The organism is Streptomyces sp. NPDC030814 (genome assembly GCF_055572155.1).
On sequence record NZ_JBVIDX010000001.1, the window covers coordinates 365,246 to 387,928 of the forward strand.

General features: G+C 72.7%; 16 protein-coding genes. 11 read left to right on the forward strand and 5 right to left on the reverse strand.

All coding sequences use genetic code 11. From position 1 onward, the window contains the following. The first annotated feature begins 263 nt into the window (after positions 1 to 263). From ACZ43N_RS01520 to cyc2, 4 genes are all read left to right on the forward strand, one after another. Positions 264 to 2,108, forward strand: a complete 1,845-nt coding sequence (locus tag ACZ43N_RS01520) for a S8 family peptidase (RefSeq protein ID WP_468094307.1) — start codon at positions 264 to 266, stop codon at positions 2,106 to 2,108. 101 nt (positions 2,109 to 2,209) lie between these two features. Beyond that, the gene (locus ACZ43N_RS01525) at positions 2,210 to 2,818 is read left to right on the forward strand and encodes a hypothetical protein (RefSeq protein WP_468094308.1); all 609 of its coding nucleotides are present in this window, start codon (positions 2,210 to 2,212) and stop codon (positions 2,816 to 2,818) included. Further along, positions 2,811 to 3,956, forward strand: a complete 1,146-nt coding sequence (locus ACZ43N_RS01530; RefSeq protein WP_468094309.1) for a damage-control phosphatase ARMT1 family protein — start codon at positions 2,811 to 2,813, stop codon at positions 3,954 to 3,956. The genes ACZ43N_RS01525 and ACZ43N_RS01530 overlap by 8 nt, the downstream gene beginning before the upstream one ends. 101 nt (positions 3,957 to 4,057) lie before the next feature. After that, a complete protein-coding gene (gene cyc2 / locus ACZ43N_RS01535) occupies positions 4,058 to 6,265 on the forward strand; it encodes a germacradienol/geosmin synthase Cyc2 (protein ID WP_468094310.1) in 2,208 nt (735 codons plus the stop codon). A 227-nt stretch (positions 6,266 to 6,492) separates the two neighbouring features. Here the strand turns inward: cyc2 and ACZ43N_RS01540 are convergent, their stop codons facing one another. Continuing rightward, positions 6,493 to 7,248, reverse strand: a complete 756-nt coding sequence (locus tag ACZ43N_RS01540; RefSeq protein WP_468094311.1) for a metallophosphoesterase — start codon at positions 7,246 to 7,248, stop codon at positions 6,493 to 6,495. A 160-nt stretch (positions 7,249 to 7,408) separates the two neighbouring features. On the opposite strand from ACZ43N_RS01540, the gene ACZ43N_RS01545 reads away from it, so the two are divergent. The 3 genes from ACZ43N_RS01545 (at position 7,409) to ACZ43N_RS01555 (ending at position 10,343) form a co-directional block, all read left to right on the forward strand. Continuing rightward, positions 7,409 to 8,032, forward strand: a complete 624-nt coding sequence (locus ACZ43N_RS01545) for a LysE family translocator (RefSeq protein WP_468094312.1) — start codon at positions 7,409 to 7,411, stop codon at positions 8,030 to 8,032. A 246-nt stretch (positions 8,033 to 8,278) separates the two neighbouring features. Then, positions 8,279 to 9,352 carry a M24 family metallopeptidase gene (locus ACZ43N_RS01550; protein ID WP_468094673.1) on the forward strand — a complete coding sequence of 358 codons (1,074 nt, stop codon included), beginning with the start codon at positions 8,279 to 8,281 and terminating at the stop codon, positions 9,350 to 9,352. Positions 9,353 to 9,401: 49 nt separating this feature from the next. Further along, complete coding sequence (locus ACZ43N_RS01555; RefSeq protein WP_468094313.1) at positions 9,402 to 10,343, forward strand: aminoglycoside phosphotransferase family protein; 942 nt, start codon at positions 9,402 to 9,404, stop codon at positions 10,341 to 10,343. A gap of 207 nt (positions 10,344 to 10,550) precedes the next feature. Here the strand turns inward: ACZ43N_RS01555 and treZ are convergent, their stop codons facing one another. After that, on the reverse strand, positions 10,551 to 12,296 hold the full coding sequence (treZ, locus tag ACZ43N_RS01560) for a malto-oligosyltrehalose trehalohydrolase (protein ID WP_468094314.1): 1,746 nt from the start codon (positions 12,294 to 12,296) through the stop codon (positions 10,551 to 10,553). A 214-nt stretch (positions 12,297 to 12,510) separates the two neighbouring features. Here treZ and ACZ43N_RS01565 point away from each other — a divergent pair, with 214 nt between their 5' ends. The 3 genes from ACZ43N_RS01565 (at position 12,511) to ACZ43N_RS01575 (ending at position 15,014) form a co-directional block, all read left to right on the forward strand. Further along, on the forward strand, positions 12,511 to 13,062 hold the full coding sequence (locus ACZ43N_RS01565) for an FHA domain-containing protein (protein ID WP_468094315.1): 552 nt from the start codon (positions 12,511 to 12,513) through the stop codon (positions 13,060 to 13,062). A gap of 195 nt (positions 13,063 to 13,257) precedes the next feature. After that, the gene (locus tag ACZ43N_RS01570; RefSeq protein ID WP_468094316.1) at positions 13,258 to 14,610 is read left to right on the forward strand and encodes a M14 family zinc carboxypeptidase; all 1,353 of its coding nucleotides are present in this window, start codon (positions 13,258 to 13,260) and stop codon (positions 14,608 to 14,610) included. Further along, positions 14,607 to 15,014, forward strand: a complete 408-nt coding sequence (locus ACZ43N_RS01575) for an SSI family serine proteinase inhibitor (protein ID WP_468094317.1) — start codon at positions 14,607 to 14,609, stop codon at positions 15,012 to 15,014. The genes ACZ43N_RS01570 and ACZ43N_RS01575 overlap by 4 nt, the downstream gene beginning before the upstream one ends. 113 nt (positions 15,015 to 15,127) lie before the next feature. Here ACZ43N_RS01575 and ACZ43N_RS01580 read toward each other — a convergent pair whose 3' ends face one another. The 3 genes from ACZ43N_RS01580 to glgX form a co-directional block, all read right to left on the reverse strand. Further along, positions 15,128 to 16,378 (reverse strand): M14 family zinc carboxypeptidase, encoded by a 1,251-nt coding sequence (locus ACZ43N_RS01580; RefSeq protein WP_468094318.1) that lies wholly within the window; start codon positions 16,376 to 16,378, stop codon positions 15,128 to 15,130. Positions 16,379 to 16,517: 139 nt separating this feature from the next. Next, positions 16,518 to 18,851 carry a malto-oligosyltrehalose synthase gene (treY, locus tag ACZ43N_RS01585; protein ID WP_468094319.1) on the reverse strand — a complete coding sequence of 778 codons (2,334 nt, stop codon included), beginning with the start codon at positions 18,849 to 18,851 and terminating at the stop codon, positions 16,518 to 16,520. A 70-nt stretch (positions 18,852 to 18,921) separates the two neighbouring features. Beyond that, positions 18,922 to 21,063, reverse strand: coding sequence for a glycogen debranching protein GlgX (gene glgX / locus ACZ43N_RS01590; protein WP_468094320.1), 2,142 nt, complete (start codon positions 21,061 to 21,063; stop codon positions 18,922 to 18,924). A gap of 299 nt (positions 21,064 to 21,362) precedes the next feature. On the opposite strand from glgX, the gene ACZ43N_RS01595 reads away from it, so the two are divergent. Beyond that, complete coding sequence (locus ACZ43N_RS01595; protein ID WP_468094321.1) at positions 21,363 to 22,601, forward strand: SAV2148 family HEPN domain-containing protein; 1,239 nt, start codon at positions 21,363 to 21,365, stop codon at positions 22,599 to 22,601. Positions 22,602 to 22,683 lie beyond the last annotated feature (82 nt).

A 22,683-nucleotide genomic window follows, 5' to 3' on the forward strand; every position in this document is an offset into this window, starting at 1 on the left:
CCGGTCGTCGGACGGTGCGTCGGCAAACCTGACGAAGCGGCACATCCGGGCCGACTCCCTTGCGCGATAGGGGAGTTCCTCAGGGGGGTCGAGGGTTTTCCCCGTATCCCCATGACCAGCGCTTTGCCTAATGTGCTCGCACAGCTGAACCGCAGGTAACCCCTGATGAACAGCTTGCGCCTGGCCGGCCTCAGCGCCACACCCCTTTCTGGACCCCCTGCCGCTTCGACGACGAAGCGGCTCACCGCCGCTCCTCCCCTGACATGAGCAGGCCACGAAAGGCGAAGCCCTTGCGTACCTCCACCCCACGTACCGCCGGACGGAAACTCATCTCCGTCGCCGCGGTATCGGTCGCCCTGGTGGCCGGCACGACCACCTCGGTGGCCGTCGCCCAGGCCCCCTCCGGCAAGGCCGACCCCGCCCCCGCCGCCGCCACCGAGGCCGCCCCCGGCACCGTCGCCGAGCGCCTCATCGTCGGCTACAAGTCCGGTGCGGCCGAGGCCAAGTCGAACAAGGCCGCCTCCGCCGACGCCGAGGCCAAGGGCAAGGAAGCCGGCGAGAACCTCGACTTCCAGCGCCGCCTCGGAACCGGTGCCGCCCTCGTCGACCTGGGCGAGGACCTCACCCGGACGGACGTCGCCGACGTCATCGCCGAGTACCGGTCCGACCCGCAGGTCGCGTATGTCGTCCCGGACCGCCTGAACAAGCCCAAGGCCGACCCGAACGACACCGAGTACAGCAAGCAGTGGGACCTCTTCGAGTCCACCGCGGGCATGCGCGTGCCGGGCGCCTGGGACGTCACCACCGGATCCGGCGTGACCGTCGCCGTCATCGACACCGGCTACGTCGCCCACTCCGACCTCGCCGCGAACATCGTCGGCGGCTACGACTTCATCGCCGACACGGCCGTGTCCGTCGACGGCAACGGCCGCGACAGCAACCCGGCCGACCCGGGCGACTGGTACAACGCGGGCGACTGCGGCACCGGCATCCCGGCCGGCGACTCCTCCTGGCACGGCACGCACGTCGCGGGCACCATCGCCGCGGTCACCAACAACAGCAAGGGCATCGCCGGCATCGCCCACGGGGCGAAGATCTCGCCGGTGCGCGTCCTCGGCAAGTGCGGTGGCTACGACTCGGACATCATCGACGCCATCACCTGGGCCTCCGGCGGCACCGTCTCCGGCGTCCCGGCCAACACCAACGTCGCCAAGGTCATCAACATGAGCCTCGGTGGCGACGGCGCCTGCTCCACGGCGACCCAGAGCGCCATCACCGCCGCCGTGAACCGCGGTACCACCGTCGTTGTGGCCGCCGGCAACGAGAACGACAACGTGGCGAACCACTCGCCGGGCAACTGCAACAACGTCATCTCGGTCGCCGCGACCAACCGTTCGGGCGCCAAGGCCTCGTACTCCAACTACGGCTCCCTCGTGGACATCTCGGCGCCCGGCGGCCAGACCAGCACCGGCACCGCCAACGGCATCCTGTCCACGCTGAACGCGGGCGCCAAGACCCCCACCTCGGAGTCGTACGAGTACTACCAGGGCACCAGCATGGCCACCCCGCACATCGCGGGCCTCGCCGCGCTGATGAAGTCGGCGAACTCCTCGCTGACCCCGGCCCAGATCGAGTCCGCGATCAAGGCCAACGCCCGTGCGCTGCCCGGCTCCTGCTCCGGCGGCTGCGGTGCGGGTCTGGCCGACGCGGCCAAGACGGTGCAGGCGGTGTCCGGCGGCTCCGGCGGGGGCTCCACGGGGGGCACCACCTTCACCAACACCACGGCCGTCTCCATCCCGGACAACGGTGCGGCGATCGAGTCCTCGATCTCCGTCACCGGCCGCACCGGCAACGCGCCCTCGACCCTCCAGGTCGGCGTGGACATCACCCACACCTACCGCGGTGACCTGGTCCTGGACCTGGTGGCTCCGGACGGCTCGACCTACCGTCTGAAGTCCTCCAGCTCCTCCGACTCCGCCGACAACGTGAACACCACCTACACGGTGGACGCGTCCAGCGAGGTCGCCAACGGCACCTGGAAGCTGCGTGTCCAGGACGTGGCTTCCGCGGACACCGGCCGGCTGAACAGCTGGAAGCTGACCTTCTGAGCCGGCCCCACTGACCGCCACCCCCCACTGCCGGCGGCCGACCGATGCGAGCGGGCATCGGCCGGCCGCCGGCCCCTTTCGCGGGCCGTTAGCGTAGGCGCATGTCGACGAAGAAGACCGAGAAGACCGAGAAGACCGACGGGGCCCCGTCACCGGTCACGGCGGTGTGCCCCGGCTGCGGCGGTTCGGGCCCGACCGTCCGCACGGTCGCCGAGGCGTGCGCCGATCCGGAGTCCCGGAGCGGGGGACTGACCGACCGTCTGGCACGGTCCCCGGGCGTCCCGTCCCGCTCCGACACCGTCCTGCACTTCATCGAGGGCATGATCCTCGTCGCCATGGGCGCCTATCTCGCCCGCAGCGGCATCCAGAACGACCGGCCCGTCCACACGATCGGCGGCTGTCTGCTCGCCGCGGCGCTGTTCGTCGGCACCCTCGTCGTGGTCCGGGGCGAGCTGCGCGAGCGGAGGACGGTGATGGCGGGCGAACCCCGCGCCGGACTCCTGTGGCGGCCGGCCCACCACTGCTCCGGCTGCGACGCGGTGTTCTACCCGTCCGGTACGCCGTGGCGGGGCGTCCTGACCCCCGAGCAGTTCCAGAAGTACGTGTGGACCGAGGCCGGTTACGGCGGGCAGCTCGACCGGAAGGTCAAGGACGTCGCCCTGCCGCCCACGGCACCCACCGGCACCGGAGGGACTCCCGACCGTGCCTGACGCCCCCCTGATCCACGGCACGGACCCGGCCTCCTTCCCGCACGCCGTCCTCGCCGAACGACACCCCGCCCTCATCCGCAAGGTCCTCGACGCCACCCCGTACGGCCCCGGACAGCGCCGAGCGCTGGAAGCGCTGCTGCACGACGCGACCGAGGGCGTCCTCGCACCCCCGGAAGACGACCCCTGGTGGGACACCTGGGACGTACGCCGCCACGCCGGCCGCTCCTGGTTCGACCTGCCCTTCCTCGTCGCCGAGAGCTGCTTCTACCGCCAACTGCTGCACGCGGTGGGCTACTTCGGGCCCGGCCCCTGGCAGGGCGTCGACCCGTTCCGCCCCTTCAAGCTCGCCGAACTCGACACCCCCGAGGCGGCGGCCGAACTCACCGCCGCCGACACCCTCGCCGAGCGCCCCCCGCACGAACGGCTGTCGGCCCTGCTGCACGGCTCGCTCTGGGGCAACCGGGCCGACCTCGGCTTCCGCATCCAGGCCGCCACCGAGTCCGCGGCGGACTCCCGGCTTGTCGCGGACGACAGCGAGGCGCTGCTGTCCCTGCTCTCCGGCAGAGGAACGCTCTGCCTGGTCGCCGACAACGCGGGCCGCGAACTCATCCCCGACCTCCTCCTCGTCGACCATCTCCTCGCCCACGGTCACATCGAGCGCGCCCTTCTGCATCTGAAGCCGTACCCGTACTTCGTCTCCGACGCCACCACCGCCGACGCCCTCGACGCGGTACGCCACCTCGTCGCCGCGAAGAGCGCCGCCGGTCAGCGGCTGTGGTCCGCCCTCGCCGACGGCCGTCTCGTGCTGCGGGCCCACCCCTTCTCCTGCGCCCCGCTGCCGTACGCGGACATGCCGGACGACCTGCGCGAGGAATTCGCCTCCGCCGACCTGACCCTCCTCAAGGGCGATCTCAACTACCGCCGCCTGGTGGGTGACCGGCTCTGGCCGCCGACCACGCCCTTCGCCTCGGTCACCGCGTACTTCCCCGGCCCGGTGGCCGCCCTGCGCACGCTGAAGTCCGATGTGATCGTGGGACTGGACGCCCCGACCGAGGCCGCGCTCGTGGCCGCGGAGGGTCAGCGGTGGCGCACCGGCGGAGCCCACGCGGTGATCCAGGTGAACGCCGGCAGGAGGTGACAAGTCCGGGCGGCCGCGACGAAAGCGCCCGGATTCACGCGATGGTGTGATCATGTTCCGCCGCCCGGATGCCGGGCGGAGGCCACGGGTAGTGCCCGGCCATGACGCAGCCGTTCCAACTCCCGCACTTCTATCTGCCGTATCCCGCACGGCTGAACCCCCACCTCGAGGAGGCCCGTGCCCACTCCACCGCGTGGGCACGGGAGATGGGCATGCTGGAGGGCTCCGGCGTCTGGGAACAGGCGGATCTGGACGCGCACGACTACGGGTTGCTGTGCGCGTACACCCACCCCGACTGCGACGGCCCGGCACTCTCGCTCATCACCGACTGGTACGTGTGGGTGTTCTTCTTCGACGACCACTTCCTGGAGCTCTTCAAGCGCTCCCAGGACCGTCCGGGCGGCAAGGCCCACCTCGACCGGCTCCCGCTGTTCATGCCGCTGGACCTGGCGACGCCCGTCCCCGAGCCGCGGAACCCGGTGGAGGCCGGTCTCGCCGACCTCTGGGCGCGCACGGTGCCTTCGATGTCCCTGGACTGGCGCCGCCGCTTCGCCGTGGCGACCGAGCATCTGCTCAACGAGTCCCTGTGGGAGCTGTCCAACATCAACGAGGGCCGGATCGCCAACCCCGTCGAGTACATCGAGATGCGCCGCAAGGTCGGCGGCGCCCCCTGGTCGGCCGGCCTCGTCGAGTACGCCACCGCGGAGGTTCCCGCGTCCGTCGCCGATTCGCGCCCCCTACGGGTGCTGATGGAGACCTTCTCGGACGCCGTCCACCTGCGCAACGACCTGTTCTCCTACCAGCGGGAGGTCGAGGACGAGGGGGAGAACAGCAACGGCGTGCTCGTCCTGGAGACGTTCTTCGGCTGCGACACGCAACAGGCCGCGGACACCGTCAACGACATCCTCACCTCACGGCTCCACCAGTTCGAGGACACCGCACTCACCGAAGTGCCCGCACTGGCCCTGGAGAAGGGGCTCACCCCGCCCGAGGCCGCCGCCGTCGCCGCGTACACCAAGGGCCTCCAGGACTGGCAGGCCGGCGGTCACGAGTGGCACATGCGGTCCAGCCGCTACATGAACGACGGGGCGACCTCCTCGCGCGGCCCGCTCGACCTCGGCGGCGCCATCCTCTCCGGCCCGGCCCTGGTGACCGGGACAGGGTTCGGCACGTCCGCCGCCGACGTGGGGGCGCTGTTCGCCTCCGCCGCCGCGGAACGGCTGCGCACCCGCGCACACCTGCCGTACCAGAAGGTCGGCCCGTCCCTGATCCCCGACTTCCACATGCCGTTCCAGGTGGAACTCTGCCCGCACCTGGACGCCGCCCGCCCCCGTCTCACCGCCTGGTCGCACGCCATGGGCATCCTCAGCGAGGGCGTCTGGGACGAGGAGCGGCTCGCCGCCGCCGACCTGCCCCTGTGCGCGGCCGGCCTCGACCCGGACGCCACCCCCGAGGAACTGGACCTGAGCTCGCAGTGGCTCGCCTGGGGCACCTACGGCGACGACTACTACCCCCTGGTCTTCGGCCACCGCCGTGATGTGGCCGCCGCACGCCTCACGACGGCCCGGCTCTCCGACTGCATGCCCGTCGAGGGTGAGGCGGTCCCCGTCCCGGCGAACGGGATGGAACGGGGCCTGATCGACCTGTGGTCGCGGACCACTGCGGGGATGACCCCCGACCAGCGGCGCACCCTGAAGGCGTCCGTCGACAGGATGACCGAGAGCTGGGTGTGGGAGGTCTTCAACCAGCTCCAGAACCGGGTCCCCGACCCGGTCGACTACCTGGAGATGCGGCGCGCCACCTTCGGCTCCGACCTCACCCTGAGCCTGTGCCGGATGGGCCACGGACCGCGGATCCCGCCCGAGGTCTACCTCAGCGGCCCCGTCCGCTCCCTGGAGAACGCGGCCATCGACTACGCGTGCCTCGTCAACGACGTGTTCTCGTACCAGAAGGAGATCGAGTACGAGGGCGAGGTCCACAACGCGATCCTGGTCGTGCAGAACTTCTTCGGCTGCGACTACCCGACCGGGCTCGGTGTGGTCCACGACCTGATGACCCAGCGCATGCGGCAGTTCGAGCATGTCGTCGCCCACGAACTCCCCGTCGTCTACGACGACTTCGAGCTGTCGACCGAGGCGCGCGACATCATGGACCGTTACGTGGACGACCTGCGGAACTGGCTCGCCGGCATCCTGAACTGGCACCGGCAGGTCGACCGCTACAAGCCCGCGTTCCTGGCCCGCCGCGCCCACGGCTTCGTCCCGGGCCGGGCGCCGACCCCGCTGTTCACCGTGGGCCGGGCCGGCTGACGCGCCACACGGCCCACCCGGGGAGGTGTGCCGCCCGGGTCGCGTGCTCGACCGCGGCCGGGGCCGGCCGCGCACCAACGGGTGCGGTGGGCGGGGGAGGGCGGCCGGGGCACGCAGTGACGTACCGGGCGCACGACGGCGCTGACACGGCACGCGAACGGCAGCCGCCGGCAGCTGGTGGCCGTACCGGGTGTGGTCACCTGACACCCGGTCGGCTCCCCTGTCCGCTACGGGGCCACACGGAAGTGGCTCGTCAGCCGGCCCTCGTCGTCCAGCAGGTGGAACGCCAGCCCGGGCGGTGCCTCCCGGTCGGCGCTCCGGTCGCCCTCCCAGGGCAGCCGGAGCGTCCACGTCACCCCCGGCCCGACGGCCAGCGGCCGCCCCGCGAACGTCGTCGCGGCGGGCGTGTGGGCGTGTCCGGTGATGATCCCCGCGATCTCCGTCCGGCGCTCCAGCAGCCGGGCCAGTGCGGCGGGCCGGCCCAGCCGGTACTTGTCCGGCAGGGGGTGGTGCAGCGTGACCGGCGGATGGTGGAAGGCGAGCAGCGCCGGCCGGTCCCCGTCGAGATCGTCGAGGGTCTCCTCGATCCAGGCGTACGTCTGCGCGTCCAGTTCGCCCTCGTCCCGCCCCGGAACACTGGAGTCGCACATCAGCACCGCCGCGTCGTCGAAGAGGTGCACGCTGTTGACCGGGCCCTCGGCGGGCTGCTCGCCGAGCAGCGCCTTGCGGTAGGGCGCCCGGCTGTCGTGATTGCCCGGGCAGGTGAGCACCGGGAACGGCGCGTCCCCGTCCCGCAGGCCGAGCAGGCGCGCCGCCTCCTCGTACTCGGCCTCCGTGCCGTGGTCCGCGATGTCCCCGGTCACCAGCAGCGCGTCCACCCGGCCCGGCAGGCCCCACAACAGGTCCCGCACCCGCTCGACCCGGTGGGTGGCCCGGTCCGTCCCGTCCAGATGCAGATCACTGATGTGCGCGAGTACGAGCATCGCCGTACGCCTCCCTGGGGCCCACTGCTCTTAATGGAACGAGGGAATCTAAGCATTAGTGCTAACGGATGGGCAATGAGCAACCATTAAGGGAGGTCTCCGTCGGCCGCCCACCGAAACGGGCTGGCCGGATGTCCGGCGCGAGGGGCACGATGGCGGGATGCTGAGCACCCTCCTCGCCTTCCTCGGGGCGTGCACCCTGATCGCCGCCTCGCCGGGCCCCAGCACCGTGCTGATCATCAAGGAGTCGCTGCGGAGCCGGCGCGCCGGCTTCCTGACCGTGCTCGGCAACGAGACCGGCGTCTTCGTCTGGGGCGTCGTCGCCGCGCTCGGCCTGACCGCGCTGCTGGCCGCGTCGGAGCGGGCCTACGACGCCATGCGGATCGCCGGCGCGGTGGTCCTCGTCGTCTTCGGCGTACAGACCCTGTGGCAGGCGCGCCGGGCGAAGGGCGCGTCCGCACCGAGTCTGGGGGAGGCGGCCGGGAAGAGCGGCTGGGCCTCGTACCGGGGCGGGCTGCTGCTCAACCTCGCCAACCCCAAGGCGGCGATCTTCGCGATGTCGTTCCTGCCGCAGTTCGTGCCCGAGGGCGCGCCCCAACTGCCCGCCGTGATCGGCCTCGCCGCGCTGTGGGCGGTCTACGAGATCGGCTACTACGGCGTCTATGTGTGGTGCGTCGGCCGGATGCGGACCGTCCTGTCCCGCGCGGGCGTACGACGGCGCTTGGAGCAGGTCTCCGGCGGCGTCCTGCTGCTCCTCGGAGCCCGGCTCGCCCTGGAGAGCTGACGGCGGGACCCGGCTTCGCGCGCGCCGCGGCGCACGAGCACCGACACCCTGCGGCAATGGGCTCGCGTGCGCTGCCGCGGACGGGCAGGATGCTGCCCGTGGGGCGCGTCGCGCCCTGACCCAGGGAACTCCGAGCACACGGAGGCATGGATGACCGGCACGTCTGGCCAAGGGGCCGCGCCCCTGACCGCCGGCGACTCGCCCGCCCCCTTGGCGCCCTTCACCGTCGACGACTACCGCGACCGGATGCGGCGGGCGGCGCACGCCGCGGCCGACGCGGGCCTGGACGGGCTGCTTGTGGCGCCCGGCCCCGACCTGATGTGGCTGACCGGGTACCGGCCGCCGGAGACCGAGCGGCTCACCATGCTCGTGCTGCGGGCCGGCGAGGACCCGGTGCTGATCGTGCCCGCCCTGGAGGCCCCGGACGCCGAGGAGGCCCCCGGCGGCCCCGCGCTGGGCCTGCGTGACTGGGTGGACGGCAAGGACCCCTACGACGCGGCCGTGCCCCTTCTCGGCCCGCGCGGTCGTTTCGCCGTCAGCGACAACACCTGGGCGCTGCACCTGCTGGGCCTGCAGGGACGGCTGCCGGACACGGCGTACGTCGGACTGTCCGAGGCCCTGCCCATGCTGCGGGCCGTCAAGGACGCGGCGGAGCTTGAGCGGATGGCGGCGGCGGGCGCGGCCGCCGACCGGGCGTACGAGGAGATCAGGCAGGTCCGGTTCGCCGGGCGCCGGGAGAGCGAGGTCGCCGCCGACCTCGCCGATCTGCTGCGGCGGTTCGGGCACTCCCAGGTCGACTTCACGATCGTCGCCTCCGGACCGAACGGCGCCAACCCGCACCACGAGGCCGGCGACCGCGTCATCGCGGACGGCGACATGGTCGTCCTCGACTTCGGCGGACTCAAGGACGGCTACGGCTCCGACACCTCCCGCACGGTCCACGTCGGCGAGCCCGACGCCGAGGAACGCGAGGTGCACGACCTCGTGCGCGCCGCCCAGGAGGCCGGATTCCGCGCGGTCCGGCCCGGCGTCGCCTGCCAGGAGGTCGACCGCGCGGCCCGCGCCGTCATCGCCGGCGCCGGGTACGGCGACCGCTTCATCCACCGCACCGGGCACGGCATCGGCGTCACCACCCACGAGCCGCCGTACATGGTCGAGGGCGAGGAACGCCCCCTCGTGCCCGGCATGTGCTTCTCCGTCGAACCCGGCGTGTATCTACCGGGCCGCTTCGGGGTGCGGATCGAGGACATCGTGACGGTGACCGAGCACGGCGGGCGACGCCTCAACGTCACCCCCCGCGACATGGCGATAGTCGGCTGACACGTTAGGAGCCCGACCCCCTTCCCCTCCGGATGACAACGGCGCGACCATGACCAAGGCACCGACACCCACCGCGGACACCGTCCGCCGACTGGTCCGTTCCCTGATGAAGAACGGCGACGGGAAGACCGGCGGCAAGGGCGACCACGGCCCCGACGTACGGCCCGTCAACGAGGAGAGCGGGCTGTGCGCCTGGTGGGTCGGGACCCGCCATGTGCTGCGCCTCGCCCCGGACCGGCACGCCGTCGTACGGCAGCGCCGCGAGCTGCGGCTGCGGGACCTGGTCCGTCCGCACGTCGGCGTCGCCGTCCCGGTGAGCGTCGCGCAGGGCGAGTGGTCCGGCGCCCTCACCTACACGCTCGACACGCGGATCGCCGGCTCCACCGCCCCGGTGCACGACGTGTCCGCCATGGGCGAGGACGACCTGGCCGGGCTTCTCACCGGGCTGCGCGAGGTGCCCTTGCGGCAGGCGGACGCGCTCGGGGTGCCCCGGCTGCCGGCGCGCTCCCTGGAGACCCTGCGGACCGCGGCCGGGCGGGCCGCCCGCCAGCTCGCCCAGGCCGAGGAGTTCGATCCGGCCCGGCTGGGGCAGCTCACCGCCCCCAACGCCGCGCAGCTCACCGCCCCCGCGGCTGTCCTCGTCCACCACGCGCTGACGGGCGAGCACCTCCTCGTCAGCGCCGACGGGCGGGTGCGCGGGGTTCTGGACTGGAGTGACGCGGCGGTCGGCGACCCCGCCGAGGACATCGCCTCCCTCGCGACGGCGGTCGGCGCGCCCGCCGCGGTCCGCGCGGCGACCCTCGCGGGGTACGGCGCCCGGCCCTGTCTTCGTGGGCTCTGGCTGGCCCGCTGCGACACGGTGGTCGCTCTGGCGGCGGCCGCCCAGGAGCGGGGCGCCGCCGCGCCGCTCCCGGTGCTGCGTGAACGGCTGCGGCGGGCGTGGGAGCCGATTCTGCTGGAGAGGGTGACCGATCTGAGGGTGGAGGAATGAGGCTCGCCTGCCGTGACGTGCTCGCCTTCGGCGCGGGGCCCGTGCGGCAGGGCGGGGATCGCCTCACAGCTCGGGGGCGGGCGTAGTTCGGCGACTGCGGCGGGGTTCGTGGTCGCTCGCGCGGTTCCCCGCGCCCCCGCCGCAGCCCCCCGGCCGTGCCCGCCGTCAGCCGTCCCCACCGCCGGCCGCCCGCGGCCGGCGGCCGGGTCACGGCACCGTCAGCACCACACACGACTCGCCGGGCAGGTTCAGCAGTCCGTCCGTCCCCGGGGCCTCCACCGGGTCCCACGCGGCCAGGACGCGGGCGTTCGCCACGCCCAGGGGGATCGCGGCCGGCTCCTTGCCCAGGTTGAGGGCCACCCGGACATCGCCCCGGCGGAAGCCGAACCACCGGGCGGTCTCGTCGTAGGCGACCTTGACGTCGGAGAGGTCCGGGTCGGAGAGGTCGGCGTGGGTGTGGCGCAGGGTGATCAGGTCGCGATACCAGGCCAGCATCCGCGCGTGCGGCTCGACCGACGGCTCGGACCAGTCCAGGCACGAGCGGTCGCGGGTCGCCGGGTCCTGCGGGTCCGGCACGTCCTCCTCCGCCCAGCCGTGCTCCGCGAACTCCCGCCGCCGCCCCCGCCGCACCGCCTCGGCCAGCTCCGGATCGGTGTGGTCGGTGAAGAACTGCCAGGGCGTTGCCGCGGCCCACTCCTCGCCCATGAAGAGCATCGGAGTGAACGGCCCCGTGAGCATCAGCGCCGCCGCGCAGGCCAGCAGCCCGGGGGAGAGCGTGGCGGACAGCCGGTCTCCCTGGGCGCGGTTGCCGACCTGGTCGTGGGTCTGGGTGTAGCCGAGCAGTCGGTGCGCCGAGACCCGCGTACGGTCCAGGGGGCGGCCGTGGGACCGGCCGCGGAACGACGAGTACGTACCGTCGTGGAAGTACCCGCCGGTGAGGGTCTTCGCCAGCCCGGCCAGCCCCGCCCGCGCGAAGTCCGCGTAGTAGCCCTGCGATTCACCGGTCAGGGTCGTGTGCAGCGTGTGGTGGAAGTCGTCGTTCCACTGCGCGTGCAGCCCGATCCCGCCCTCCGGACGCGGGGTGACGAGCCGGGGGTCGTTCAGATCCGACTCGGCGATCAGGAACAGCGGCCGCCCCACCTCGGCGCCGAGCGCGTCCACGGCGGTCGACAGCTCCTCCAGGAAGTGGCACGCGCGCGTGTCCCGCAACGCGTGCACAGCGTCCAGACGCAGCCCGTCGAGGCGGTAGTCCCGCAGCCACGCCAGCGCGCTGCCGAGGAAGTACGCCCGCACCTCGTCCGAGCCGGGCGCATCCAGGTTGACCGCTGCGCCCCACGGCGTGTGATGCCGCTCGGTGAAGTAGGGGCCGAAGACCGGCAGGTAGTTGCCGGACGGTCCCAGGTGGTTGTGCACCACGTCGAGCACGACCCCGAGGCCCAGCCCGTGCGCCGCGTCCACGAACCGCTTGAGGGCCTCAGGACCGCCGTACGGCTCGTGCACGGCCCACAGCGAGACCCCCTCGTACCCCCACCCGTGCGTCCCCGGGAACGGGCACAGCGGCATCAACTCGACGTGTGTGACACCCAGTTCGGCGAGATGCCCGAGCCGCTCGGCGGCCGCGTCGAGCGTGCCCTCCGTGGTGTACGTGCCCACGTGCAGCTCGTACAGCACGGCGCCCGGCAGTCCGCGCCCCGCCCACGGCGCCCGCCACGCGTACCGCCCGTGGTCGACGACCGCGCTCAGCCCGTCCGGGCCGTCCGGCTGACGGCGCGAGCGCGGGTCGGGCCGGACGGGTCCGTCGTCCACGGCGAACCCGTAGCGCGTGCCGTCCGCCGCCTCCGCGTCCGCCCTCCACCAGCCCGGCCGCTCCGGATCACGCTCCATCGTGTGCGTGGCGCCCGCGCAGTGGAGCGTCATCCGGTCGGCTTGCGGTGCCCACACCTCGAACTGCACGGAACGGTTCTCCCTCGGCTGCCGGTCGTGATGGTCGGGGGACGGTCGGAGTCGTCCTGGAGCCTTCCCGTCCATCGTGCGACAAACGAGATCAAGGCGCCCCCGGATCCGTGCGTTTGCCGTGCGCGTCGTACTCTCCCCCGCCATGTCCGAGGATCGTCACCGTTCACGCGTTTTCTGGACACCCCGGCTTCACTGACCGACAATCACACGCGTGACGTCGTCTTTCGAGTTCCACACGTACCCCGCGCGGCTGTCGGACGCCGAGCGCGACCGCGCGCTGAGGGTGCTCCGTGACGGCGTCGCCCTGGGCCGTCTCTCCCACGACACGTTCATCCGGCGCATGGAGCTGGCGCTCACCGCCCGCCGCTCCGACGAGCTGGCCGCGCTCACCGCCGACCTGCCCGTCGAGAGCCGCTGGTCCCGGCTGGTCCTCGGCACCGTCGGGGCGGTCTCCGGCTTCGGGGTGAAGCTGCGCCGGGCCTGGCAGGCCGAGCGGCTGCCCAAGCTCCAGCTGCCGCACCCGGCGAGCGGCCACGGCCTGCGCATCGGCCGCGACCCCGCCAACGGGCTCCGGCTCAGCCATGAGACGGTCTCCCGGGTGCACGCCGAGCTGACCCGGCAGGGCGGTATGTGGATCCTGCGTGACCTCGGCTCCACCAACGGCACCACCGTCAACGGGCGGCGGGTCATCGGCGCGGCCGTCGTCCGCGACGGCGACCAGGTCGGTTTCGGCCGCATGACGTTCCGCCTCTCCTCCGAATGAGCCCCCGCCTCCACAGCCCCGCAAAGCTCTGGCCTGGGATTTACGCAGTGAGTTTCCCAACGTGCCTTCCACTCCGAGGTGTTGACGTACGTTCTCGGCCATGACTCACTGTGCGTACACCATGCACACCAGGTGATCCGACGGCACCACACTCCGGGGAGGTGTGCCCTGCCGCCACTCCTCCGCTACCCGACCGTGGACGAACTGGCCGCCCGCGCCGCGACCCTCGTGACCCGGTATCCGCACCGCGCCCGGCTGCGCCGGGTGGGCACCTCACGGGCGGGCACGCCGATGTGGCTGCTGTCCGTCGGACTTGGCAACCGCCAGGCACTCGTCGTCGCCGGCCCGCACTCCAACGAACCCGTCGGCGGTGCCACGGTCCTCCGGCTCGCCGAACGGGCCCTGACGGACCCCCGGTTCACCGAGGAAGCCGACACCTGCTGGAACATGCTGCTCTGCCTCGACCCCGACGGCTCCCGGCGCAACGAGGGCTGGCTGTCCGGCCCTTACACCCTCGGGCACTACTTCCGCCACTTCTTCCGCCCCGGGTTCCTCGAACAACCCGAGTGGCTGCCCGACGGCGCGGCCGCCGCCGTCCTGCCGGAGACCCGCGCCCTGCTCGACCTCCAGGACGAGCTGCGCCCCTTCTTCCAGTGCTCGCTGCACGGCGTCGACGTCGGCGGCGGCTTCGTCGAGCTGACCCGGGACCTGCCCGGCCTCGGCGAGCGGGTCGCCCGGATCGCCGGCCGTCTCGGCGTACCCCGCGAGCTGAGCCCGTACGACACCCTGTACTGGCCGCGCCTCGGCCCCGCCGTGTACCGCATCCCGCCGCCGCGCCGCGGCGACCTGGCCGCCGCCATCACCGAGGCCGCCGTCGAGTCCACCTGGTACCACCCGCACCGCTACGGCACCTTCACCGCCGTCGTCGAGGCGCCCATGTGGGGTGTGGCCGCCGTCGAGGACGGCTCGCCCTCTCCCGACGCCCACGCGGTCCTGCGCACCGTCAGCCGGGCGCTGCGCCGCGACACCCGGCTGCTGGAGGGCATCCTCGCCCGCGTCCGCCCCTCGGTGAGCCGCGCCCCGGACGCCGCCCCGCTCCTCGCCCCCGTCGACGACTACTTACTGGTCGGTCCCGGCCTGGCCGACGCCTGGGACCCCGACGTCCACGACGGCACCGGCCGTCCGCTGCCCCCGCTCGACACCGCCCGGCTCACCACCCTCGCGCTCTCCGGCCGCCGGGTCGCCCTGCGCACCGCCGGGCTGCTGCACCAGCTGGTGGTACGCGCCGGACACGACCCGGGGGACGCCGCGCCGGAGCTGAACCGGCTCCTCGACGAGGGGTGCGCCGACTACCGCTACGGCCACGGTGCCCGCTGGATCCCGGTGGCCCGCCAGACGGAGTACCAGACGCGTGTCGTCCTCGCCGCGTTCGAGCTGGCCGTCCGGCGGGCGGGCGGCGCACCCGCCCCGGTGGAGCCGCACACCGACTCCCTTTCGGGTGAGTCGCAATGGAGTTCCGAGCCCGCCGTGCCGATGCACCGGGAATGACGAACACCACACTCCACACCGTGCGAGGCGGTCTGCTGGCGGCCCTCGCCCTCCTCACCCTCGGCGCCTCCACCCCCGCCCAGGCCGCCTCCCCGGGCAACTGGCTCTACCTCACCGTCACCAAGGGCAACGCCCGTTCCGGCGACATCCACGCCACCCTGCTCTTCTGCGACCCGCCCCAGGGCCACGCCCGGGCCGCCGAGGCCTGCGCGGAACTGACCGGGGCGGGCGGCGACATCGCCCGCCTCCCCCTCGTGAACGGCATGTGCACGCAGGTCTACGCGCCCGTCCGCGCCACCGCGATCGGCGAGTGGGACGGCCGGCCGATCGAGTACGACCACACCTTCGCGAACGGCTGTGTGATGGCGGCCCGCACGGGATCGGTGTTCGCCCTGTCCGGCTGACGGCGCCCGAAGGGGGCGGGAGGTGCCGACCTGCGGGCTCCGCCGCGTGCGCGCGATCAGCCACATCGCCGCCGCGGCCGCCCGACGGCGTCGAGCGACACCCGCCGGGGCGCTCAGGACCCCCCGTCCCCTCGTGCGTGGGAGGCCGCCGCCAGCACCGTCCGCACCTGGTGCTCCACCTGGTCCCGCACCGGCACCCACCGCGCGCGGAACCGGTCGGCGAACGAGTCGCACCACTCGCCGACGAGCTGTTCCAGCAACGCCGCCCCCGGGTCGCCGGCGTCCACGAGGACGCGCCGCAGCATCGCCGCCGCCCGCAGCGGGAGCCGTCGCCCGAAGGCGTCCACACTGCCCACATACGCCCTCGACCCATCCGGCGGTGGCCCCGCCACCCAGTCCCGGGCCAGCCCCGGCACCAGCGCCAGCGCCCACCGGGCGGCCCGCAGCAGCGGCCCCTCGGGGCCCGGCAGCCGCGGCAGCGCCTCGTCGAGGATCCGCTCCACCTCCCCCGCCTCGTCGAGCAGCCGCCGGGCCAGCCCTTGCAGGGCCTGGGCCGGAGCCGGGTGCGGCGCGGTGTCGTCCACCAGGTCGCTCGCCCACATCGGCACCTCGACGACCGCGGTGAGCCCGCCGTACCGGTGGGCGTGGTACCAGGTGCTGTGGCGCGCGTCGTCCGGCAGACTCGGGAACGCCGCGGGACCGGCGCCCGGCATCACGAAGACCCCCGGTCCGGAGGCGGGCCAGCCCGCCGCATCGGACGCGCCCCTCTCCACCGGTATGCCGAGCTCCGCCGCCGACTTGGCGAACGGCTCGGCCAGCCCCGGCACGTCCTTCGTCAGCTGCACCCAGCTGCCCCCGAGATCCGTGCCGTGCAGGGTCACCTGGAGGTACGGCCGCAGCTCGTCCAGCACCGTCAGCAGCGCCCGTGTCTCGGGCGGCAGCCGGTGCGGGGGCAGCACCGACGGCGACCACTCGGGCTGCTCGGGCCCGGCCGGCCGGAAGAACCCCAGGTGGTAGTCGAGCAGGGTGCGCGGCGCCGGCGTCGTGTGCAGGCTCGCCCCGTCCGGGTCCGCGCACAGCACGAAGTGCCAGGAGACCCCCGTCCGCAGCTCCCGGTCCCGCGCCACGCGCTCGGCGAGCGCCAGCACCGTCGAGCCGCCCGTCGGCTCGTTCGCGTGGGCGCCCGCCACGACGAGGACGGCGCGTCTCGCATGGCCGACGGACAGCAGCCGCAGCGGCCGGCCCGCCCGCGAGACACCGATTCTCCTGAGGGCGCACACGTTCGGCCGGCGAACCACCAACTCCCTGGCGCGTGCGTCCAGTTCCGCCACCGTGTGATAACCGGGCTCCAACAGCGGACCCACCCCCCGTCCAGTCCACCAGCACAGGCATCCCCGTACCCGAAGGATCGAGTGCGGGGATGCCTGCAGTGTCCGTCGGCGCGCGGGGCGCCTCCCAGGGGCGCCCAGGGGCATTCACGGCGACCCGGTCCGGGATCCGCCGCTACCCTGCGCCGACCCGCTCCAGCAGCGCCACCGGCAGCCCCTCGAACAGCTCGGCCACCGGCACCTCACCCGTGAACTCCCGCTCCCCGTTGAGGACGTCGGCCCACCGCCCGTCCGGCAGGGCCAGCCGCGTGCCGGCCCAGCCCCCGGCCTGCGCGAGCCGCATCGACAGCCGCGTGACGGCCGTGAGCACCGCGCCGGACCGCGCGAACGCCACGCAGTGCCCGGCCGCCGGCCCGTCCGCCGTCAGGCGCGCGTACGTCGCCGCGTCCCCGAACACCTCCGGCCGCCGCTGCCGCAGCCGCAGCGCGGCCACGGTGACCCGGAACTTGTCCGAGCCCCCGTCCCGCTGGGCGAACGGCGCCCGGTTGTCCGGGTCCACCAGCGCCCGGTACTCGCCCTCCGTGCCCTGGTAGACGTCCGGCACGCCCGGCATGGTCAGCTGCACCAGGGCCGCACCGAGAGCGTTCGCGCGGATGTACGGCTCCAGCTCGGACCGCAGCCCCTCGGTGACCCGCGTGTCCACCGCCGGGCCCCGTGCCACGAATGCGGCCACCGTCCGCTCGTACTCCGGGTTCTGCTCGGTCCAGGAGGTGTGCAGCCCCGCCTCCCGCACATGCTTGAGCAGCGCCCCCTCCAGTCGTGACGCCTCGGCGGGCCCGAGCCCGAACGCCGTCTGCCACGCGGCCCACGCCAGCTGCGCGTCCGGCACTCCCGCGCCGTCCCCTGCCACCTCCGCCAGCGCGTCGGCCCACCGCTCAGGGCACTCGCCGAGCACCGCGATCGCCGCCCGGACGTCCGCGCTGCGCTTGGTGTCGTGCGTCGACAGCACCGTCCCGGTGACCGGCCAGTCCCGCTGCACCCGCGCGCAGTAGGCGTGGAAGTCCTCCGGGCAGACGGCGGGGCTCCCGGGATTCCCGCCCACCTCGTTCGCGGACAGCAGCGGCACATAGCGGTAGAACGCCGTGTCCTCCACCGACTTGGCCCGCAACGCCGACGAGGTCTGCGCGAACCGCGTCCGGAACTCCACCTGCTCCGGCCCGTCCCCGAACCGTCCCAGCACCAGATCCCGTACGACATCCACCGCCCGCGCCTCCTCGGGCACCACGAACGCCGCCCGCGCCTCGGCGGCGGCCTCCTCCGTGACGGCCAGGGACGCGTCCTGGGAGGCGTACGGCCGATAGACCTCCATCCGGACGAGCAGCTCGCACAGCGCGGTGCGCAGCGCCCACGGCGCGCGGTCGCGCAGCACCAGCTCGGGGGAGCGTTCACACAGCCCGTGCGCCACCCGGGTGAGCCGGTCAACCTCCGCGGCCAGCTCGTGCGTGAGCACCTGGTACGCGGCCCGCCGCGCGGTCGCCGCCCAGTCGCCTCCGCGGTCCGGCTGGGCCGCCGTGAACCGGCGGTACCGGTCAAGCAGCTCGCCCGCCCCCGCCGGGTCCGTGAACAGCCCGTCGACGTGCCGCAGCGCGTCGTACCCCGTGGTCCCCGCGACCGGCCACGCCGTCGGCAGCGCCTCGCCGTCCGCCAGGATCTTCTCGACGACGGTCCACCGGCCGCCGGTGGCCTCGTGCAACCGCCGCAGATAGGCGTCGGGATCGGCGAGCCCGTCGGGATGGTCCACCCGCAGCCCGTCGACGACGCCCTCGTGGAGCAGTTGCAGGATCTTCGCGTGGGTCGCCGTGAACACCTCCGGCTCCTCCACGCGCACCCCGATCAGCTCCGAGATGCTGAAGAACCGCCGGTAGTTCAGCTCCGTGCGGGCCAGCCGCCACCACACCGGCCGGTACCACTGCGCGTCCAGCAGCTGCGGCAGCGGCAGCTTCTCGGTGCCCTCCCGCAGCGGCAGGACATGGTCGTAGTACCGCAGCTCCTGTCCGTCGACGACGAACTGCTCGATCTCGTCACCCAGCGGCCCCCCGAGCACCGGCAGCAGCACCTGCCCGCCCCGCGCCTCCCAGTCGATGTCGAACCACCGCGCGTACGCCGAGCCCGGCCCCTCCCGCAGCACCTCCCACAGCGGCCGGTTGTACCGGGGGGCCATCGCCATGTGGTTCGGCACGATGTCCACGACCAGCCCCAGCCCGTGTTCCCGGGCGACCCGGGCCAGCTCCCGCAGCCCCTCCTCACCTCCCAGTTCCCCCCGCACCCGCCCGTGATCGACCACGTCGTACCCGTGCCCCGACCCCGGCACCGCCTCCAGCACCGGAGACAGATGCAGATGCGACACCCCGAGCGAGGCGACGTACGGCACGGTGGCCGCCGCGGCCGCGAAAGGGAAGGAGGGCTGCAGCTGAAGCCGGTAAGTGGCGGAAGGCACGACAGACGTCATAGAGACCTACGTACCCGCCCCTGAAGGATTGGAGCGCCCTGACACGCGAGGGGGTGCGTTTTTCCCGCGCCTACGCCGGCCGCCGCAGCACCGCCAGGCTCCGGTCCACCAACGTCACCCGCTCCCCGGCCCCCAGCTTCGGACCGTCCTCGGGGACCGCGTCGTCCCGCCCCGTGTCCACCACCACCTGCCACTGCCACCCGTGGTTGACCGGCACCACGAACTCCAACGGCTGCGCCGAGGCGTTGACCATCAGCAGGAACGAGTCGTCGGTGATCCGCTCCCCGCGCGCACCCGGCTCGGAGATCGCGTTCCCGTTGAGGAACACGGTGAGCGCACCGGCCTGGGCCGAGTCCCAGTCCCGCTGGGTCATCTCCCGGCCCTCCGGTGTGAACCAGGCGATGTCCGAGAGCTCGTCGTGCGTGCCTTCCACGGGCCGCCCGTGGAAGAACCGCCGCCGCCGGAAGACGGGATGGTCCTTGCGCAGCCAGACCATCGCGCGGGTGAAGGCGGGCAGATCCCGGAACACATCGGTGCCGTCGCCGCCGCCCTCCCCGTCGCCGTCGGACGGCCACGGCACCCACGACAACTCGTTGTCCTGGCAGTAGGCGTTGTTGTTGCCCCGCTGCGTGCGGGCGAACTCGTCGCCGTGGCTGAGCATTGGTACGCCCTGCGACAGCATCAGCGTGGCGATGAAGTTCCGCATCTGCCGGACCCGCAGCCCGAGCACCTCGGGATCGTCGGTCTCGCCCTCGGCCCCGCAGTTCCATGACCGGTTGTGGCTCTCGCCGTCCCGGTTGTCCTCGCCGTTCGCGTCGTTGTGCTTGTGGTTGTAGGACACGAGGTCCCGCATCGTGAAGCCGTCGTGGCACGTCACGAAGTTGATGGAGGCCAGCGGCCGCCGCCCGTCGTCCTGGTACAGGTCGGACGAGCCGGTGAGCCGCGACGCGAACTCGGCGAGGGTGCGCGGCTCGCCCCGCCACAGGTCCCGCACGGTGTCCCGGTACTTGCCGTTCCACTCCGTCCACAGCGGCGGGAAGTTCCCGACCTGGTAGCCGCCCTCGCCCACGTCCCAGGGCTCGGCGATCAGCTTCACCTGGGAGACCACGGGGTCCTGCTGGACGAGGTCGAAGAACGACGACAGCCGGTCCACCTCGTGGAACTGCCGGGCCAGCGTGGCGGCCAGGTCGAAGCGGAACCCGTCCACATGCATCTCGGTGACCCAGTACCGCAGCGAGTCCATGATCAGCTGAAGGACGTGCGGCGACCGCATCAGCAGCGAGTTCCCGGTCCCCGTCGTGTCCATGTAGTAGCGGGGGTCGTCCGTCAGCCGGTAGTACGACGGATTGTCGAGGCCCCGGAACGACAGGGTCGGACCCAGGTGGTTGCCCTCGGCCGTGTGGTTGTAGACCACGTCCAGGATCACCTCGATCCCGGCCTCGTGCAGCGCCCGCACCGCCGACTTGAACTCCAGCACCTGCTGCCCCCGGTCGCCCCAGGAGGCGTACGCGTTGTGCGGGGCGAAGAAGCCGATCGTGTTGTAGCCCCAGTAGTTGCTGAGGCCCATGTCGACCAACCGGTGGTCGTTCACGAACTGGTGGACGGGCATCAGTTCCAGCGCCGTCACCCCCAGCTCCGTCAGGTGCTCGATGACCGCCGGGTGGGCCAGCGCCGCGTACGTACCGCGCAGCTCCTCGGGGAGCCCCGGGTGCCGCATGGTGAGGCCCTTGACGTGGGCCTCGTAGATCACCGTGTGGTGGTACTCGGTGCGGGGACGCCGGTCGTCGCCCCAGTCGAAGTAGGGGTTGACCACGACCGACGTCATCATGTGCGGGGCCGAGTCGAGGTCGTTGCGCCGGTCGGGCGCCCCGAAGTGGTAGCCGTACACCTCCTCCCCCCAGCTGACGGAGCCGCTGATCGCACGCGCGTACGGGTCGAGGAGCAGCTTCGCGGAGTTGCAGCGCAGCCCGCGCTCCGGTGCGTACGGGCCGTGCACACGGAACCCGTACCGCTGCCCGGGCATGACGCCCGGCAGATACGCGTGCCGTACGAACGCGTCCGTCTCGCGCAGTTCCACCGCCGTTTCGGAGCCGTCGTCGTGCAGCAGACACAGCTCGACTCGGTCCGCGGCCTCCGAGAAGACCGCGAAGTTGGTGCCGGCGCCGTCGTATGTGGCACCGAGCGGATACGCCTGTCCAGGCCAGACCTGCATGGATACCACTCTTCCCGTTGTCGCGCGCCGCCGTGGCGACTGTCGAAGGGAGTCTCCCCCAAACCGGGGAACCATCGACGGCATATGTCTTTCTTGCCGCGACACCGGACTTCACCCCCCGCCGGGGCGAGGATATGAATCGGCTCACTCCCCGCCCGCCCCGGAAGCGGAACCCCAGTACGACATGCGGTGGTTGAGAAACGACCTGTCCATCCGGCTGCACCGCCGCCCGCTCCCGGAGTACCCTTCCTTGATCGTTGAGTAGGGGTGAGCTCGGGGGAGCGGAAGGCGGTGCGTGGGTGGGCTCGGGAGGGCTGGAGTTGCCTCCTGGTGACGAGGGTCACGAGGGGAACTCCACAGATGTCCCACCCGGCGCGGTGTCCCTGGCACGGCCGATGGAGACGGGATCCATCGGCCCGGAACTGGACTGGAACGCCGACGCCTGGCTCGAAGTGCGTACGCGCGCCCAGCGGGCCGGCCGCGCCTACATCTGGCTGAACCTCGTCGAACAGCGGCTGCGCGCCGTCGTGGCCGCCGTGCTGCGCCCCGTCTACGAACCGGTCCACGGCGACGACTGGGTGGTGGCGGCCGCCGGACCCGCCGGACAGGAATGGGTGCAGCGTGCGGTCGCCGTGCGCGAGGTGAGCCGCCGCAAGGGCTATCTGCTGGACCCGGCCGACGACAACGTCCTCAGCTTCCTCACGCTGCCCCAGCTGCGCGAGCTGATGGTCCAGCACTGGCCCTGCTTCGAGCCGTACCTCGACGAGCGGCGCGATGTGGAACTGGCCCTCGACGAGCTGGAGGTCACCCGGAACGTGGTCTCCCGCAACCGGGCCCTGTCCGAGGCCGTCCTCGCCCAGGCCGAACGGGCCTCGGCGAAGCTGCTGGAGATACTGGGCGCGGGCAGCGACGTCCCCTCGGCGCGCCGGCTGCCCGTCGACGCGGTGGAGGACCTGATCGGGGACCGGTACGCGGACGTCGTCGCCGTCCACCCCGACCGGGTGCGGCTGCTGCGGCAGTTCCCCGCCGAGGACCTCTTCGGCGGTGCCCGCCGCCTCGATGCCATCGGCATAGGGCTCAATCTGCTGGTGCAGAACTTCTCCGGGCGCCGGCTGGTCCGGCTCGCCGAGTCCGGATGCCGTGTGCGGCTGCTGTTCCTCAACCCGGCCTCGAGCGCGGTCAAGCGCCGGGAGCGCGAACTCGGCATCAAACGGGGCGAACTCAGCCGGGCAGTCGAGATGAACATCCTGCACATGCGCCGGGTCCGCTCCCGGCTGCGTGACCCCGGGGCCTTCGAGATCCAGGTCTTCGACGAGACGCCCCGCTTCACCGCCTATCTCGTGGACGGCGACGGATCGGACGGCGTCGCCGTCGTCCAGACGTATCTGCGCCGCACCCGCGGCATGGAGGCGCCGGTGCTGGTACTGCGCGGCGGCAACCGGGTGCTCAAGGCGGATGAGAACGGCGAAGCCGGGCTTTTCGATACGTACCGCGAGGAGTTCGAAGTGGCCTGGGCCGACTCGCGCCCGGTGTCATGACCCGCGCCGCGCCCCCGGACCGGCCCCCGGAGCGTCGGCCGGGCGGCGGCAAGCGGAACGCGGTCCTCGGATTGTCAGTGGC